This is a genomic window from Paraburkholderia sp. IW21, assembly GCF_041321145.1.
In the GTDB taxonomy this organism is placed as follows: Bacteria; Pseudomonadota; Gammaproteobacteria; order Burkholderiales; family Burkholderiaceae; genus Paraburkholderia.
This window is the reverse complement of sequence record NZ_JBGGWA010000007.1, coordinates 231180-247582: the sequence shown is the minus strand read 5'-3', so window position 1 is coordinate 247582 and position 16403 is coordinate 231180. Positions and strand designations below refer to the sequence as shown.

Below are 16403 nucleotides of genomic sequence, written 5' to 3'. Positions count from 1 at the left end.
AGGAAATCGTCATGTGGATCGTCAAGCTCGCGCTGCGCCGCCCCTATACATTCGTGGTTCTCGCGGTGTTGATCTTTATCGTCGGCCCACTCGCGATACTGCGCACGCCGACCGATATCTTTCCGAATATCGACATCCCGGTGGTCAGCATCGTCTGGACGTATAACGGCTTTTCCGCCCAGGACATGGCCAACCGGATCACGTCGAATTACGAGCGCGCGCTGACCTCCGACGTCGACGACATCGAACATATCGAGTCGCAATCGCTGAACGGCGTGTCGGTGGTGAAGATCTTTTTCCATCCGGGCGCCAACATCAATCGCGCGATTGCCGAGGCGGCGTCCAATTCCGCATCGATCCTGCGCGTGCTGCCCCCGGGCACGCTGCCGCCGAACATCATTACGTACAACGCGTCGACGGTGCCGATCCTGCAGCTCGGGCTTTCCAGCGACACTTTGTCCGAACAGCAGCTCTACGACCTCGGCAACAGCCAGATCCGCACGCAACTGGCGACGGTGCAAGGCGCCTCGGTGCCGTTGCCGTTCGGCGGCAAGGTGCGGCAGATCATGGTCGATATCGATCCGCGCGCGCTGCAGGCAAAAGGCCTCGCTCCGCTCGACGTGGTCAATGCCGTCAACGCGCAGAACCTGATTCTGCCTGGCGGCACCGCGAAAATCGGCCAGAAAGAATACAACGTGCAGATGAACGGCAGCACCGACACCGTGGCCGCGCTGAACGACCTGCCGATCAGGACGGTGGCCGGCGGCGTGGTGTATGTGCGCGACGTCGCCCATGTGCGCGACGGCTATGCGCCGCAAACCAACATCGTACGCAGTGACGGAAAACGCGCCGCGCTGCTCACCGTCGAAAAATCCGGCAGCACGTCGACGCTGACAATCATCCAGCAGGTCAAGGCGATGCTGCCGCATATCGCGGCCGGATTGCCGAGCGCGTTGCATATCAGCGCGCTGTCCGATCAGTCGGTGTTCGTGAAGTCGGCGGTGGTGGGCGTGGCGCGCGAGGCGGTGATTGCCGCCGCATTGACCGCGTTAATGATCCTGCTGTTTCTCGGCAGCTGGCGCGCCACGCTGATCATCGCGGTATCGATTCCGCTCGCGGTGCTGACCTCGCTGATCGCGCTGCCCGCGCTCGGCCAGACCATCAACATCATGACGCTCGGCGGCCTCGCGCTCGCGGTGGGGATTCTCGTCGACGACGCGACCGTCGCGATCGAAAACATCACGCACCATCTGGAGAATGGCGAACCGCTGCACGACGCGATTCTGAACGGCTCGGGCGAAATCGCCGTACCGACTTTTGTCTCGACGCTGTCGATCTGTATCGTGTTCGTGCCGATGTTTCTGCTTTCCGGCGTCGCCCGCTATCTGTTCGTGCCGCTCGCCGAAGCGGTGGTGTTCGCGATGATCGCGTCGTATTTCTTCTCGCGTACGCTGGTCCCGACCCTTGCGATGTACCTGATGCGTGCGCGCAGCAACACGCCGGTCACGGGCAATGGGCCGATTGCGCGCCTGATCCGCTTCCAGGCCGCCTTCGAACATCGCTTCGAGATGCTGCGCGAACGTTATCGCGCCGTGCTCGGCTCGGCGATCACGAGACCACGCCGGTTCATCGCCATCTTCCTGCTGCTGTGTATCGGTTCGCTCGCGCTGGTGCCGTTTGCCGGTCGCGACTTTTTTCCTGCTGTCGATACCGGCGAGATTCGCCTGCATTTGCGGGCGCCGACCGGCACGCGTATTGAAGACACCGCCCGCATCACCGACGAAGTCGAAGCCCGTGTACGCAGCGTGATTCCGAAACAGGAGCTCGCGGCCCTGCTCGACAACATCGGCGTGCCGGTGAGCGGTATCAACCTGACCTACGATTCGTCGGACCCGATCGGCCCGGAAGACGCCGACGTAATGATCACGCTCGCGGCCGGACACAAGCCCACCGCCGCCTATGTGGCGACGCTGCGCACGACGCTGTCCAAGGATTTTCCTGGCGTCACGTTTGCATTTCTACCCGCCGACATCGTCAGCCAGATTCTCAACTTCGGCCTGCCCGCGCCGATCGATATCCAGATCGTCGGCAACCAGCTCGACGCCAATCGCGTCGTGGCGAACCGCTTGCTCGCACAACTGCGCGGCGTGCGCGGTCTCGTCGACGCGCGTATCCAGCAGCCGGGCGATGCGCCGGCGATCAACGTGAACGTCGACCGCACACGGGCAATTCAGGCCGGCCTGTTGCAACGCGACGTGTCGCAGAACCTGCTGATCGCGCTCTCAGGCAGTTCGCAGACCTCGCCGAATTTCTGGCTCGATCCGCGCAACGGCGTCAGCTATCCGCTGATGGCGATGATGCCTCAGTACGACGTCAACTCGCTGCAGGCGCTAGCCAATATTCCGGTCGCCCAGAGCGGTGGCGCAGGTACGGGCGGGGTGACGGCGTCCGCTGCGGCAAACGGAAACGGCCCCGGGCCACAGAATCTGCTCGGCGCACTGAGCACGCTGACACGCGGCACCCAGCAAGCCGTCGTCTCGCACTACAACGTTCAGCCGGTGCTCGATATTTTCGCGTCGGCCCAAGGGCGCGACCTCGATGGTGTGGCGGCCGACGTGACACGCCTCGTCGATCGGATCCGGCCGCAATTGCCGCCCGGCGCGTCGATCGTGGTGCGCGGCCAGGTGCAGGCGATGCACGAGTCGTTCAGCGGTCTCGCGAGCGGTCTCGTGTTCGCGATCGCCCTCGTCTATCTGCTGATGGTTGTCAATTTTCAGTCGTGGCTCGATCCGTTCATCATCATCAGCGGCCTGCCAGGCTCGCTCGCGGGGATTGCGTGGATGCTGTTCAGCACCGGCACTAGCCTGAGCGTGCCGGCGCTGACCGGCACGATTCTCTGCATTGGCATTGCCACGGCCAACAGCATTCTCGTGATCAACACCGCGCGTGAATTCCACCACGGCGGCGAGCCGCCGCTGCAGGCCGCGCTCGAAGCCGGCTTCAGCCGCTTCCGTCCGGTGCTGATGACCGCGCTCGCGATGCTGATCGGCATGCTGCCGATGGCACTCGGTCTCGGCGACGGTGGCGAACAGAACGCGCCGCTCGGCCGTGCGGTGATCGGCGGCCTCGCGCTCGGCACGGTGTCCACCTTGCTGTTCGTCCCGGTCGTCTACGGAATGGTGCATGCGTGGCTCGACAAGCGCCGCGCGGCTCGCACTCACACCCACGAATCCGGCGTTCCGGCCCGCACACATTGACTCCGACAAGAGCTTGCTCATGAACAATCCATCACTTCCGCGCGACCTCGGCGACAGGTCTGAACCGGCCGTCGAGGCTGATCGAGCCGCTGAGCCCGCCAAGGCCGACGAAGCGGCCCGTGCCGCAGACAACGCGCCTGCCGCTGAGACCGCTCAAGCCGCTTCGTCCACTCGACCCGCTAGCGACAAGGAAGACCCGCACGCCGACACCGCCGGAACCGCACGCTCCGCCGACAAGACCACACGCACGAAGCTGCGCCGCCGCGTGTGGCCGCTCGGATTGGCTAGTCTCGCCGCGGCGTTGCTGATCGTCGGCATCGTGCCACGTCTGCATGCAAGCGCCGCACTGACGCAACAAACGCAAGCGCAAAGCGTACTCAGCGTTTCGGTGATTACGCCGCGCGCCGCACCGGCCGTCCACGAACTGCTGCTGCCCGGCGCGGTGACACCGTTCGCCGAAGCGTCGATCTACGCGCGTACGAGCGGCTATCTGGCGCACTGGAACACCGACATCGGCGCACAAGTCAGGAGCGGCCAGACGCTAGCCACGATCGAAGCCCCCGAGCTGGACGCGCAACTCCGCCAGGCGCGCGCCGACGAAGCCACCGCGCAGGCCAACTTCGACTTCGCGAAGACCACGGCACAGCGTTGGCAGGAGATGCTGAAAACGCAATCGGTCGCGCAGCAGGACGCCGATACGAAAGTCAGCGACATGGAAGCGCGCCGCGCGATGCTGGCGTCGGCGCAGGCCAACGTCGCGCATCTGGCCGAGATGGTCTCGTACGAGAAAATCACTGCGCCGTTCGACGGCGTCATCACCGCTCGCAATGTCGACGTCGGCGCTTTGGTGACAGCGGGCGGCACGCCCGGCACCGCGGGCATGTCGGGCGAGCTGTTCCATCTCCAGCAGACCGGCGTGCTGCGCGTCTTTGTCGACGTGCCGCAGAACGACGCGCCCTACGTCACGCCCGACACCGGCGTGTATCTGACCGCTCAACAGTATCCGGGCCGGCACATCGCCGCACGGGTCGCGCGCAGTACCGGCTCGATCGATCCGACGAGCCGCACGTTGCGCGTCGAGGTCGACGTCGATAACAAGGATGGCGCGCTGATGCCCGGCGCCTACGCTCAAGTGCATCTGCAGTTGCAGTCGACGTCCACGGCGCTCGATCTGCCGGTCAGCGCCCTGCTCTTTCGTCCGGCCGGCGTCATGGTCGCCGTGGTCGGCAGCAACGGCCACGCGGCGCTCAAGGCAGTGCATATCGGGCGCGATTTCGGCACGCACGTGGAAATCACCACGGGCCTCGCGGCCACCGACCGCGTGATCGACAACCCCGGCGATTCGCTAAGCGCCGGTCAGGCCGTGCAGGTCGCGCCGGTCATGCACAGCTGAGCGTCAGTCATCGAAAGGATCTGCCGATGTTTCCAATGTCTCCTTCTCGCCCATTGCTGCGCCGTTCGCTTGTCGCCACGCTGATCGGCGCGTTGCTGAGCGCCTGCTCGACACTGCCGCCTTACCAGCGCCCCACAGCCGAAATCCCGGCGCAATACGCGGGCGCGGCGCCTGGCTGGGTGCAGGCCGCGCCTGCCGACGCGGCGCCGCGCGGCCCATGGTGGACCCTCTTCAACGATCCGGTGCTGAATCAACTCGAAGCGCGCGTCGACGTCTCGAATCAGACCGTGCGCAAGGCAGTCGCCCAACTGCAGCAAGCGCGTTCGATGGTGGATTATCAGCGCGCCGGTTTTTTCCCGACCATTACCGCGGGCGCCGCCCAGGATCGCTCGCGGACCTCGCAGAACGTCGAGGGGAAATCGCTCGCGGGCAAGACCGTGCCTGATTATTCAGCCGGCGTGTCGGCGAGCTGGGAGCCGGATCTGTTCGGCCGGGTGCGCGATACCGTGACCGGCGCGCGAGCCGATGCCGCGGCGAGCGCGGCGGATCTCGAAGCCGTACGCCTGTCGATGTGCGCCGATCTCGCCGTCGACTATTTCGCCCTTCGCTCGCTCGATACGCAGAAGAAGTTGCTCGACGACAGCGTGACCGCTTACGCCGCCGCTTTGAAACTGCTGCAGCAGCAACTGAAAAATGGCGCGATTGATGCCTCCGCGGTCGCCCAGGCCACCACCCAACTCGAAGCGGCACGCACGCAAGACACCGACATCGACGTAACGCGCGCGCAGATGCAGCATGCGATTGCGACCCTGATCGGCGAGCCGGCCTCGACCTTCACGCTGCCGCCGAACGGCTCGGCGGTGACGCCGCCGGCGATTCCGGTCGGCTTGCCGTCGCAATTGCTCGAACGGCGCCCTGATATCGCTGCTGCCGAACGGCGCGTGGCGTCGGCGAATGCGCAGATCGGCGTGGCGCACGCGGCGTTCTTCCCGGACCTGGTTCTGACGGCGAGCGCCGGGCTGGAAAGCACCTTCTTCGCGCCGTGGCTGAGCGCGCCTAGTCTGTTCTGGTCGCTTGGACCGCAACTGGTCGGCACGCTGTTCGACGGCGGCAGGCGCAAGGCCGGCCTGCATGGCGCGACGGCGCAGTACGACGGCGCGGTCGCCGATTACCGGCAGTCGGTGCTGGTGGCCTTCCAGCAGGTCGAGGACAACCTGTCCGCGCTGCATTCACTCGCCGACGAAGCCGCCAGCCAGCAGCGCGCGGCCACGGCCGCCGACCTTTCATTGCGGCTCACGACGAACCGCTTCAACGCGGGCGCAGTGAGCTACCTCGACGTGGTGACCGCGCAGACGATTGCGTTGACGAATCAGCGCACGGCGGACCAGATTGCCGCACGGCAGCTGGAATCGAGTGTGTTGTTGTTGAAGGCGTTGGGCGGGACGTGGCGTGGGCCGGGCGATGGTTCGGCGGCGCACAACGTGGCGCCCTTAGGCAGTCGTGACGGATCTCCGTCTTAATGGTGCGCAATTGGCTGGATTGGATTGGCTTGGCGGCCGCGTCGATAGCTCGCCCCTCGCGCCACCCCTAAACCCGCCGGAACGTAAGAATGAAACGCGTGCTCTTTGCATCGCTCTCCGCATGCACCGTGCCGCCATGCAGTTCCATGATCGTGCGGACAATGGCAAGCCCGAGCCCCGTCGAACCCGTGGACCCTTGCGACAAACCGGAAGAAGGCAAGGAACTGCGCGACGGATCGATGCGATAGAAACGGTCGAAGATCCGTTCGAGATGTTCGGGGGCGATCGGCTCCCCCTGGTTCGACACAGTGACGCGCACCTCGTCGGCCGATGCGCTGGCGTCGAGCACGATTTCACCGCCGCGTGGCGTATAGCGGATCGCGTTGGCGAGCAGATTGCTGACGGCGCGGCGAAACAGTTCAAGATCCGCCGTTAGCGTCGCCGCGCCGGTGACCGGCAGCCTGACGTTCGCTTCGTCGGCGATGCCTTCAAAGTATTCGGCGATGCGCGTCAGTTCCTGCCCCGCATCGAACTCGCGCATGTGTTTGGCGAACTGCGGATGTTCGGCGCGTGCGAGAAACAGCACGTTTTCGATCATTCGCGAGAGCCGGTCGCACTCTTCCAGATTCGATGCGAGCAGCGACTCGTATTCGTCGACGGAGCGCGGCCGGGCGAGCGCGACTTCGGCGGCGCCGCGCATATTGCCAAGCGGCGTGCGCATGTCGTGCGCGAGGTCGGCGGTGAAACGCGACAGGCGCTGAAAGCCGTGATCGACGCGTTCGAGCATTGCATTCAACGCTGCCACCAGCGCCTCAAGCTCGCTCGGCACGCGCGCCACCGTGATCCGCGTATTCAGGCGATTGACCGTGACAAGGCTCGCACTCGCCGCGATATCACGCAACGGCCGCATGGCCGCGCGAATCAGCAGATAGCTCAGCAGCATTGCCAGAATCACACCGGCCGCGCCTGCCATATTGAGCCTGTCGCGATAGCGGTCCAGCAGCAGCCAGCGGTCGCTCATATTGCGCGCCACCAGCACGCTGGCCACTTCGCCGTCGTGCAACTGCGTGTCCGTGAGGATGCCGCGGATCGGCGCGCCGTTGCGTCCGGTCCAGTCACCGATGGCCGCCTCGGTGATGCGCGCCGAAGCGGGAATGCGCGTGAGCGGCGGCAGCGCGGAGCGCGCATCGTCCCCAGCCGTCCCACTGGCCGCGCCCGGCGCCGCGAACGTCTCCGCGGCATTGTGTTCGATCACCCTGCGCCCATCGGGATCGAACATCGCCATCGACATCGCTTCATTACCGAGCACGATGCTGCTCAAACGGTCGCCGTGCTCGCGAATGCCTTTCGACGTATCGAGCTCCTCTGCGAGCCGCCGTGCATGGCGCGCGGCGAGCACGATGTCGAGATCGTCCTGGGCCTTGATCTGCTTCTCCAGCGCAAGATACAGAAAACTCCCCACCAGGACGAAAACCGCCAGCGTGGTGACACCGAACGCAAGCGCGAGCGTCGCGGCGAGCGAGCGGCCGCGCATCAAGCGGCATCCTTCAGTTCGAGCACATAGCCGACGCCCCGCACCGTGTGAATCAGCTTGACGGGAAAGTTATCGTCGATCTTGGTGCGCAGCCGGCGGATCGCGACTTCGACGACATTGGTGTCGCTATCGAAATTCATGTCCCACACATAGGACGCGATCTGTGTGCGGCTCAGCACTTCGCCCTGGCGGCGAGCAAGCAATTGCAACAGCGAGAACTCGCGTGGCGTGAGATCGATACGCGTGCCGCCGCGTTTCACGCGCCGGCGGTTAACGTCCATTTCCAGATCGCCCACCTTGATCAGTTCGCTTTCGCGCGGCGGCCCACGGCGCGCCAGCGTGCGCACGCGCGCCAGCAATTCGACGAAGGCAAAGGGCTTGACCAGATAATCGTCCGCGCCGAGTTCGAGGCCACGCACGCGGTCGTCGATGTCGTCGCGGGCGGTGAGGAACAGCACCGGGGTCGTGCGCGTGCGGCGCAGGGTCTTGACGATAGTCCAGCCGTCCATGCCGGGCAGCATCACGTCAAGCACGATCACGTCGTATTCTTCTTCCTGCGCGAGAATCAGCCCTTGCGGGCCGTCGTTCGCTACATCGACCGCGTAGCCGGATTCTTCCAGGCCTTTCTTCAGGTAAGCCGCTGTTTTGAGCTCGTCCTCGATCACCAGGATTCGCATGGGGAGTGCTCCGCTGTGCTCGACGACCAAATCATACCGGCAAGCGGAGCGCATAGGATTACGATCCGGTAATGTAGCTGCTAGCAGGGCGGCGAGGCGTAAGCGGCTGCCGTACCGTTGAACAAGGACATCCTTCAAGGAGGCAATCGTGTATAAAAACTGGTCTTGCTATCACGCCCTGCTCACGGCAGCACCTCTGCTGCTTGTGCTGCTGACGCAGCCGCGACCCGCGCTGGCCAGCGAGGACAGCGCGAATGCCAGCGCCGAAGCGGCCGGCCAGCGCGCCCATTTTGTAGAGGCGTTCTGCGGAGGGTCCGCGCAGGACGTGACAGAGTACAAAGAGAAGCTCAGAAAGGTTCTCACCGAGGCCAGCCAGTTCGATATGCGCTGGCAAGCGGGTTGGCGGCGCGGGGATAACGACGCCATCCAGATGCGTTCGCTGCAACTCAACTCCCCCGCGGATTTCGCAGCGCGGGTCAAAAGCAATTGCGAGCGCATCAAATGGCAGGCCGAGAACTCGCTGCGGCCACGCGCCCCACACTAGCTCCCCTGCTCGAAGCTGTTATTCTTCGCTCTCTCTCCCGACCGTCAACTGGTCGCCTGCCGCCCCCGGGCGGCATTCCTAAACGGCGCGTTCACGCGCCCGGCATCAGCGAGACAGGAATTTGCATGTTCGGTTTTCTGCGCGGCTATTTTTCCAACGATCTGGCGATTGACCTCGGCACGTCGAACACCCTCATCTACATGCGCGGCAAGGGCATCGTGCTTGACGAGCCATCGGTGGTCTCGATCCGTCAGGAAGGCGGCCCGAACGGCAAGAAGATCATTCTGGCCGTCGGCAAGGAAGCAAAACAGATGCTCGGCAAGGTGCCGGGCAATATCGAGGCGATTCGCCCGATGAAGGACGGCGTGATCGCCGACTTCAACATCACCCAGCAGATGATCAAGCGCTTCATCCAGATGGCGCACGAATCGCGGATGTTCGCGCCGTCGCCACGCATCATTATCTGCGTGCCGTGCGGGTCGACCCAGGTCGAGCGGCGCGCGATCAAGGAAGCCGCGCATAGCGCGGGCGCCTCCCAGGTCTATCTGATCGAAGAGCCCATGGCCGCCGCCACCGGCGCGGGTTTGCCGGTGTCCGAGGCGACCGGCTCGATGGTGGTCGACATCGGCGGCGGCACGACCGAAGTGGGTGTGATCTCGCTTGGCGGCGTCGTCTACAAAGGCTCGGTGCGCGTGGGCGGCGACAAGTTCGACGATGCGATCGTCAACTACATTCGCCGCAACTACGGGATGCTGATCGGCGAACAGACCGCCGAGGCGATCAAGAAGGAAATCGGCTCCGCGTTTCCAGGCTCCGAAGTCAAGGAGATGGAAGTCAAAGGCCGCAATATGTCGGAAGGGATTCCGCGCAGCTTCACGGTGTCCAGCAACGAGATTCTCGAAGCGCTCACCGATCCGCTGAATCAGATCGTTTCCGCGGTGAAGATCGCGCTCGAACAGACGCCGCCCGAACTCGGCGCGGACATCGCCGAGCGCGGCATCATGCTGGCGGGTGGCGGCGCATTGCTGCGCGATCTGGACCGGCTACTTGCCGAAGAAACCGGCTTGCCGGTGTTCGTCGCCGAAGCTCCGCTTACCTGCGTGGTACGCGGCTCGGGCATGGCGCTGGAGCGGATGGATAAATTCGGCGGGGCTTTTTCCTACGAATGAAAGTGGCGTGACGGTTGTGTTGCCACGCATCTCGGAGCGATATGAAGAACCTGACTGCGTACGAGCCGCCGGTCGACGAAGACCAGCTTCTGCTGAAATGGATCCGGCGCGCGCGTGAATCCCAGATGAGCCATTACGACATGGCCGATCTGCTATCGGCACGCGACCGGCGGGTCGGCTGGCTGGTGACGGCATTGACTGCCTTTGTGGGTACGGCGGTATTTGCGTCTTTGAATGCGGCCGCCGTCTCGCCGGCGCTGAGGATTGTCGTGGGCCTCGTGAGCGTCACCGCTGCGGTCTCCGCCGCGCTGCAAACTTTCCTCAGATACGCCGAGCGTGCGGAAAAGCACCGCGCCGCAGGCGCGCGCTATGGCGCGGTGCGGCGCAGGCTGGAAGCGATCTTCGCAGGCGACGCCGATGCGCGTGACGGCCACTATCTCACCGCCATTCGCGACGAACTCGACCGGCTCGCGGAAGATTCGCCGAACGTGCCGCCCCGCGTCTTTTATCGCACCCAGCGAACCCTCTCCGACGACCCGCAACGAAGCCGCGATGCGTAGGTGCCCTCTGCGTTAGAAGGACAAACAAATGTTCTGTGTCATGGGTAAATTGCTTTAACTGAAATTAGAGCGCCGCTGCATGCTTTTATAGGCATGTAACCTTGAAAGATCACGCAAGGGCCGCTTGGAACCGGTTAAAGCTCCTTAAGCGTCACTTAAGCTCGCCTCCAACATAATTCACGGTGGTGAGCATACGCTCCTTCATCGGCAAGTTTTTCCGCCAGCCATACCAGACACGATATTCCTTTCCGGCAGTCCGGTATTTGCATTTTTCCCGGTCTTTCCCGGCCTTTGCCGCGGCCCGATTATGATATTGTCCGACTTGCGCTTAAATGCGCATTGCCACATTCAATCGGGAAGCGCAACCGCTCCCTATAAAAAAGATTATGGAAGTTCAAAACGCCCGCCGTTGGGCACCACGGGGAACACGCGTCTGGCTCACCGCCGCTGCCGCATTGGCGATCGCCAGCGGTGCGCGCATGTTGCTCCATCCGTTAATCGGACCAATCATGCCAGGCACCGCATTTTGCATCGCGGCGTCGTTGGTCGAATATTTTTGCGGACTGGCTCCGGCGCTCACGGTTATGCTGCTCGGCCTCGGTATCGCCGATTATCTGTTCGTCCCGCCCTACGCAACCATTGCCGTATTCGATCGCGCCGACCTGGTCTTGCTGATCTCCTACCCTTTGGTGACGCTGCTCGTCATCATGCTGATCGAACGCCTGCGCCGCTCGCAGTTTCGCGCGGAGCTGATCGCATCGGTTGCGAAATCGCGCTATGAAATGCTGCTGCGTCACGACAACGAACGGATGCTCGCGCGCCGCGGCGTCGACGAAACGCACCGGCTGTTGCGGCATCTGTCGCATCATCACAAGACCTTCATCTTCATTCAGGCACTCGAGCGCAACGCCCTGCAACCGGCAGACGACGTCAAGCCGCAAGGCCCCCTGCCGCGTCTGCCCAATGAGATTGCGCCGGGCCCGCGCTTTGCCGATGTCGATCCCGAAGACATCCAGCGGCTCAGCAAGGCACTGTGGCCCGGCAGTCATCGCGTGCGGCTGAAAAGCGGCGACGGTGTGTCGAGGCTCACTGACTGCGTGTGCGAACGGTTCACCACGCATGCCGGCGAGTTTCTCGTGCTGCGGATCGGAGCGTAATCCGTGAGCCAACCCACGAGTCTCTTATTTGACGGCGGCGAGCACGCCGTGCTGATGTTGCACGGCCTGTCGAGTTCGCCGCTCGAATTGCGTTTTCTCGCGCGCTATCTGAACGCTGAAGGCTTCACCGCCTGCGCGCCTCTGCTGCCCGGTTACAGTGCCGGGTCGAAGGAAGCGGCAATGGAAGCATGGCTCGACGCCGCCGTGCGCGAATACGACGCGCTGGCCGCGCGCTTTGCCCGCGTCTCGATCTGCGGGCTGTCGATCGGCGCCACGTTGGCGCTGGCGCTGGCGCATCGCCGTCCACAGGCTCAGTCGCTCGTGCTGTTGTCGCTGACGCTCTCGTACGACGGCTGGGCGATTCCCTGGTATCGTTTCCTGCTCAACTGGGCGTACTTCACGCCGCTGCGCAAACGCTGGCGCTACCGCGAGGAAGCGCCGTTCGGCCTGCGTAACGAAGCGCTTCGAGCGAAGATTGCCCGCGCGATGCAGCGCAGCGACTTCAGCGAAGTCGGGCCGTCGACGATCTCGTTGCCGGCGTTGCACCAGGCGAGCCGCCTCGCCGCCAGCGTGCGCACGCTGGTGCGCGGCATCAAGACCGATTGCCTGATTGTCCATGCGATCGACGACGAGACCTCGAGCCCACGTAATGCCCTGTTTGTCGCTGGGAATATCGGCGCCGCCTTTTTACGCACGATCTGGCTGGATGATTCGTATCACATGATTACGTCGGACAACGAGCGCGAAATCGTCGCGCGCGAAACCGCGCTGTTCTTGCGCGAGAGCGAAGCCGCCCATAGCGACGATGGCGGCAAGCAACAGGTCGTCTCGAAGGCGTTAGCGCGACGCCTCAGGCAGCTCGCGGCGCTTGGCAAGGAGCACGCATGACGGCGCGTACGAAGCACAGGTTCGGCCGACCCGCGCGCATGTCGCTGCTGCTCGCCGCCGCGCTCGGCGTTTGCGCGGCGCGCGCTGTCTACGCGAACGAGGCAAGTTCAGACGCGACTGCCGGTGCGAGTGCCAACGCGAGCACCGACAGCAAATGGAAGATCGGTGTGGGGCCGGGCGTGGTGATCACGCCCAAATACCCCGGGTCGCGGCAGTTGACCGTATTCCCGTTCCCTGCGCTGGACATCTCTTACGACGATCGGATTTTCTCGCAGGGCCCCGACGTGCTTGGCGTCAATGTGCTGCGCGGGCCTGCCTATCACGTGGGCACTGCGTTGAGTTTCGATTTCCAGACTCGCAAGGAGTCGGACGACCCCCGCTTGCATGGGCTTGGCAACGTGTATGGCGGCCCTAAGCTGAAACTGTTCGCGGACTACACGTGGTGGGCGTTTACGGGGTCGGTGGCGTTGTACCAGGATATAGCCGGACATCACCAGGGTACGACGGTGAGCACTGATCTGGTTGCTTCGGCGCCTGTCGGCGGCTGGTTGTTTTCGGTTGGGCCGGGGTTCACTTGGGCGAATGGTACTTATACGCGGACGTTTTTTGGCGTGTCCGGGCAGCAGAGTGCGGCATCGGGACTGCCGGCGTACAGCACGAGTGCCGGTGTGCGGGACATTCACATGAATGCGATGGTGACGTACGATTTTTCGAAGCACTGGAACGCCTCGGTCTCCGCCACATTCGGCAGGCTCGAGCATGACGCGGCGAACAGCCCGATCACCGAAAAAAAGTTCGAGCTGAATACGCTCGCATCAGTGAATTATCGGTTTTAGGTTTTAGCCCGTGCCACGGCAAGGCAAGGCAAGGCGCCGCCACAAGCGGACCACCATTGCCATTGCCGCCACCGAACGCCAGAAAGCGCTCAAAGCTCCCCTACATCCATCCCCAACTCCCCGGCCATCCTGCGCACCACCACCTGAAGCCGACTCACCTCGTCGGCCAGCCGCTTCTGCTCGGCCTTCACAGCCTCGAACGCAGACAGCGGCACATTCCCATCCTCCTCGCCTGGCTGAGCAATCTCACTCGCGCTGACCTCGCCGCATAGCAAATGCATCCATCGATTCTCACGCTCACCCGGCGTACGGGCCAGCTTCGCCACCCGCGATGGATCGCCAGTAGCCAACTCATCGAGAAACGCCTCCACCGACGAAATATCGGCAAACCCATGCAGCCGCGCACTGTTCAGCCGCAACTCAGCCGCAGTCTGCGGACCACGCAGAAGCAAAGTCGTCAATAACGCAGCCGACTGACTCGGCAACCCCAGCACCCGATTCATGTTGTGCTCGAACCGCGGCACACGGCTGCTGCTGCCCTCCATCACCAGACTAAGCCGCTTCAACCCATCGACAGCGGTGAGCACCTCCGCTTCAGTCGCATTCATCACCGGCGCACGGCCGGTTTTCTGGTTGCAGCCCAAGGTCAGCGCGTTCAGCGAAAGCGGATAACTGTCCGGCACGGTGTGCTGCTTCTCAACGAGCACGCCGAGCACGCGCCCTTCGAGCAACGTCAAGGCGCGGATGGAGGGGCGGGAAAAAGCGTCGGGCGTGGAGTTCATGGATGATGTCGCGGCATGGGCCGCCGGGTCTCGTGAATGGTGTGCCTCACCGTTGCACAGCCGGGCGGCGGGTGTTAGTTTGTGGGCACTATGATAAACGCGTCGGCCCCACGCGGTGTACGAATCTCCGCAATGGCCGGGCGCGTGCGGTGCGAGGTGGTACGGCACGTGCTGCCGTAAGAAGCGCCTTCCCCATGGAGTGTCTCAATGCCTGTTCGCCGTCAGTCAGTCCTGCGCGTGAGCGCCATCTCGCTCATGGTCGGTACGGTATGTCTGCTCGGCGCCTGCGCGCTCAGCCCTGCCGGCAAAAGCGGCAACGCCCGCGTGCCCGAACCCGCCAAACCCGTCGACCTGAGCCGCTATGCCGGTCGTTGGTACGAACTCGCGCGTTATGAAAACGGCTTCGAACGGAATTGCGAAGCCGTCACCGCCGACTATGCCGCGCGCGACGATGGCCTTATCGACGTAACGAACAGCTGCCACAAAGGCGGCGTGGACGGCCCACTTGACGTGGCCAAAGGCCGCGCGAAAATCGTCGCCGGCTCGGGCAATGCAAAGCTGAAAGTCTCGTTCTTCGGGCCGCTCTTCTTCGGCGATTACTGGGTCCTGGATCACGCGGATGACTACAGTTGGTCGCTCGTCGGCGAGCCGGGCGGGCGCTATCTGTGGATTCTCACGCGCGAGGCCAAGCCGGCTTCGGACGTGAAAGCCGCACTGATCGACCGGGTCCGCGCCCTCGGCTACGACACGTCGATGCTGCGCACCACCCAGCATGACTAGCCAGCACATCGCCTTCAGCGTGGGCGCGTCCCAAACGCGCTTGCGCCACGAAGGCCACGAAATCCAGGGAGGCACCGTGAAGGACGTCAAACTCGAAGACTTGCGCCCCACTCAATTCACGCATGGTGAACGCGAGGTCGAGCGCAAGCGCAAAGAATACGCGGCACTGACCGGCCATGCGTTGCAGATGGCGATCGCCGAGAAACCGATCCCGATCGTGCTCGGTCCCAAAGGAGCGCCGTTTGCCACCGACCATCATCACGTTGCGATGGCGTTGCACCGCGCGGGCATCGATCGCGCGCCGGTGGTTTTGCTATGCGACTTCAGTTCGATGGATCCGGCCGGGTTCTGGCTCGAACTCGAGAACCGTCGCTGGGCTCATCCCTACGATGCAAAAGGCGAGCGCCAGCCGTTCAACACGATGCCCGAACACATCCACCAAACGACTGACGACGAAAATCGCAGCCTCGCGGCATTCGTGCGCGACGCCGGTGGCTATGAAAAAACCACGGTTGCGCTAGAGGAGTTTCGCTGGGCCGACTTCTTTCGGCACCACTTGCCGAGGCTTGGCGGCAAGGACGACAAGTTCGACGCGCGGGTCAAGCGCGGCGTCGAACTCGCCCACAGCGAATTGGCACTGGGTCTGCCGGGTTACCGCCCGCGCTGATTTCAACGACGCGGATCGAGTGCGATCCGCACCGCAAGGCCGGCGAGCACCGTGCCCATCAGCCAGCGTTGCACCCGCAGCCACACCGGCCGTCCCGTGAGAAACCCGGCGATCGAACCCGCCATGATGGCAATCAGCGCATTGACCGTGACGCTGATAACGATCTGCACGCAGCCGAGCGCGATCGACTGCGAGAGCACGCTGCCGTGCCCAGGTGAAATGAATTGCGGCAGCAGCGACAGATACATCACGGCGATCTTCGGATTCGCGAGGTTCGTGACGAGGCCCATCGTGAACAGCTTGCGGCGGCTGTCGTGCGGCAGATCGCGCACCTGGAACGGCGAGCGCCCACCCGGCTTGACCGCCTGCCATGCCAGATACAGCAGATAGAGCGCGCCGGCGAAACGCAATGCGTCATAGGCGTACGGTACCGTCAACAGTAGCGCGGTGATACCGAACGCGGCGCAGAACATGTAGAACACGAAGCCGAGCGCGACCCCGCCGAGCGACACGAGCCCCGCGCGCCGCCCCTGACAGAGCGATCGCGAGATCAGATAAATCATGTTCGGCCCGGGTGTAAGCACCATGCCGAGCGAGACCAGAGCGAAGGCGAGCAGCGTTGTGACAGCGGGCACGGCA

At 63.7% G+C, this 16403-nt stretch carries 15 protein-coding genes; 11 read left to right on the top strand and 4 right to left on the bottom strand.

Annotated features, from left to right (window positions below; all coding sequences use genetic code 11):
• Window positions 1-11 precede the first annotated feature (11 nt).
• From ACAX43_RS18735 to ACAX43_RS18725, 3 genes are read left to right on the top strand one after another with little or no spacing between them, the layout of a single operon-like run.
• Window positions 12-3257, top strand: coding sequence for an efflux RND transporter permease subunit (locus ACAX43_RS18735; protein ID WP_370709906.1), 3246 nt, complete (start codon window positions 12-14; stop codon window positions 3255-3257).
• 19 nt (window positions 3258-3276) lie between these two features.
• The gene (locus ACAX43_RS18730; protein ID WP_370709905.1) at window positions 3277-4650 is read left to right on the top strand and encodes an efflux RND transporter periplasmic adaptor subunit; all 1374 of its coding nucleotides are present in this window, start codon (window positions 3277-3279) and stop codon (window positions 4648-4650) included.
• Window positions 4651-4685: 35 nt separating this feature from the next.
• Window positions 4686-6170: an efflux transporter outer membrane subunit gene (locus tag ACAX43_RS18725; RefSeq protein WP_370709904.1), complete on the top strand. Its 1485-nt coding sequence runs from the start codon at window positions 4686-4688 to the stop codon at window positions 6168-6170.
• 67 nt (window positions 6171-6237) lie between these two features.
• On the opposite strand, the gene ACAX43_RS18720 is transcribed toward ACAX43_RS18725, so the two are convergent.
• Complete coding sequence (locus ACAX43_RS18720) at window positions 6238-7704, bottom strand: heavy metal sensor histidine kinase (RefSeq protein WP_370709903.1); 1467 nt, start codon at window positions 7702-7704, stop codon at window positions 6238-6240.
• Window positions 7704-8381 (bottom strand): heavy metal response regulator transcription factor, encoded by a 678-nt coding sequence (locus ACAX43_RS18715; RefSeq protein ID WP_370709902.1) that lies wholly within the window; start codon window positions 8379-8381, stop codon window positions 7704-7706. Before ACAX43_RS18715 ends, ACAX43_RS18720 begins: the two co-directional genes overlap by 1 nt.
• Window positions 8382-8529: 148 nt before the next feature.
• Here ACAX43_RS18715 and ACAX43_RS18710 point away from each other — a divergent pair, with 148 nt between their 5' ends.
• The 6 genes from ACAX43_RS18710 (at window position 8530) to ACAX43_RS18685 (ending at window position 13535) form a co-directional block, all read left to right on the top strand.
• Window positions 8530-8925, top strand: a complete 396-nt coding sequence (locus ACAX43_RS18710) for a hypothetical protein (protein WP_370709901.1) — start codon at window positions 8530-8532, stop codon at window positions 8923-8925.
• A 125-nt stretch (window positions 8926-9050) separates the two neighbouring features.
• Window positions 9051-10094, top strand: a complete 1044-nt coding sequence (locus ACAX43_RS18705; RefSeq protein ID WP_028194510.1) for a rod shape-determining protein — start codon at window positions 9051-9053, stop codon at window positions 10092-10094.
• Window positions 10095-10135: 41 nt separating this feature from the next.
• Entirely contained in the window at window positions 10136-10654 is a 519-nt protein-coding gene (locus ACAX43_RS18700; RefSeq protein ID WP_370709900.1) for an SLATT domain-containing protein, read from the top strand.
• Window positions 10655-11040: 386 nt separating this feature from the next.
• Window positions 11041-11811: a DUF4118 domain-containing protein gene (locus tag ACAX43_RS18695; RefSeq protein ID WP_370709899.1), complete on the top strand. Its 771-nt coding sequence runs from the start codon at window positions 11041-11043 to the stop codon at window positions 11809-11811.
• A 54-nt stretch (window positions 11812-11865) separates the two neighbouring features.
• A complete protein-coding gene (locus ACAX43_RS18690; protein WP_370710036.1) occupies window positions 11866-12699 on the top strand; it encodes an alpha/beta hydrolase in 834 nt (277 codons plus the stop codon).
• On the top strand, window positions 12696-13535 hold the full coding sequence (locus tag ACAX43_RS18685) for a MipA/OmpV family protein (protein WP_370709898.1): 840 nt from the start codon (window positions 12696-12698) through the stop codon (window positions 13533-13535). Before ACAX43_RS18690 ends, ACAX43_RS18685 begins: the two co-directional genes overlap by 4 nt.
• A gap of 89 nt (window positions 13536-13624) precedes the next feature.
• Here the strand turns inward: ACAX43_RS18685 and ACAX43_RS18680 are convergent, their stop codons facing one another.
• Window positions 13625-14317 (bottom strand): YceH family protein, encoded by a 693-nt coding sequence (locus ACAX43_RS18680; RefSeq protein WP_370709897.1) that lies wholly within the window; start codon window positions 14315-14317, stop codon window positions 13625-13627.
• Window positions 14318-14524: 207 nt separating this feature from the next.
• Between ACAX43_RS18680 and ACAX43_RS18675 the strand changes: the two genes are divergently transcribed.
• Together ACAX43_RS18675 and ACAX43_RS18670 are read left to right on the top strand one after the other, a co-directional pair.
• Entirely contained in the window at window positions 14525-15097 is a 573-nt protein-coding gene (locus tag ACAX43_RS18675; protein ID WP_370709896.1) for a lipocalin family protein, read from the top strand.
• A 76-nt stretch (window positions 15098-15173) separates the two neighbouring features.
• On the top strand, window positions 15174-15764 hold the full coding sequence (locus tag ACAX43_RS18670; RefSeq protein WP_370710035.1) for a ParB-like protein: 591 nt from the start codon (window positions 15174-15176) through the stop codon (window positions 15762-15764).
• A gap of 2 nt (window positions 15765-15766) precedes the next feature.
• Here ACAX43_RS18670 and ACAX43_RS18665 read toward each other — a convergent pair whose 3' ends face one another.
• The gene (locus ACAX43_RS18665; protein WP_370709895.1) at window positions 15767-16399 is read right to left on the bottom strand and encodes a LysE family translocator; all 633 of its coding nucleotides are present in this window, start codon (window positions 16397-16399) and stop codon (window positions 15767-15769) included.
• Between the last annotated feature and the right edge of the window lie 4 nt (window positions 16400-16403).

What these genes read in the sequence shown, in the direction of transcription:
- ACAX43_RS18735 (WP_370709906.1), top strand. Translation starts at nt 12, where the DNA reads ATGTGGATCGTCAAGCTCGCGCTGCGCCGCCCCTATACATTCGTGGTT.
- ACAX43_RS18730 (WP_370709905.1), top strand. Translation starts at nt 3,277, where the DNA reads ATGAACAATCCATCACTTCCGCGCGACCTCGGCGACAGGTCTGAACCG.
- ACAX43_RS18725 (WP_370709904.1), top strand. Translation starts at nt 4,686, where the DNA reads ATGTCTCCTTCTCGCCCATTGCTGCGCCGTTCGCTTGTCGCCACGCTG.
- ACAX43_RS18720 (WP_370709903.1), bottom strand. Translation starts at nt 7,704, where the DNA reads ATGCGCGGCCGCTCGCTCGCCGCGACGCTCGCGCTTGCGTTCGGTGTC.
- ACAX43_RS18715 (WP_370709902.1), bottom strand. Translation starts at nt 8,381, where the DNA reads ATGCGAATCCTGGTGATCGAGGACGAGCTCAAAACAGCGGCTTACCTG.
- ACAX43_RS18705 (WP_028194510.1), top strand. Translation starts at nt 9,051, where the DNA reads ATGTTCGGTTTTCTGCGCGGCTATTTTTCCAACGATCTGGCGATTGAC.
- ACAX43_RS18700 (WP_370709900.1), top strand. Translation starts at nt 10,136, where the DNA reads ATGAAGAACCTGACTGCGTACGAGCCGCCGGTCGACGAAGACCAGCTT.
- ACAX43_RS18695 (WP_370709899.1), top strand. Translation starts at nt 11,041, where the DNA reads ATGGAAGTTCAAAACGCCCGCCGTTGGGCACCACGGGGAACACGCGTC.
- ACAX43_RS18690 (WP_370710036.1), top strand. Translation starts at nt 11,866, where the DNA reads ATGTTGCACGGCCTGTCGAGTTCGCCGCTCGAATTGCGTTTTCTCGCG.
- ACAX43_RS18685 (WP_370709898.1), top strand. Translation starts at nt 12,696, where the DNA reads ATGACGGCGCGTACGAAGCACAGGTTCGGCCGACCCGCGCGCATGTCG.
- ACAX43_RS18680 (WP_370709897.1), bottom strand. Translation starts at nt 14,317, where the DNA reads ATGAACTCCACGCCCGACGCTTTTTCCCGCCCCTCCATCCGCGCCTTG.
- ACAX43_RS18675 (WP_370709896.1), top strand. Translation starts at nt 14,525, where the DNA reads ATGCCTGTTCGCCGTCAGTCAGTCCTGCGCGTGAGCGCCATCTCGCTC.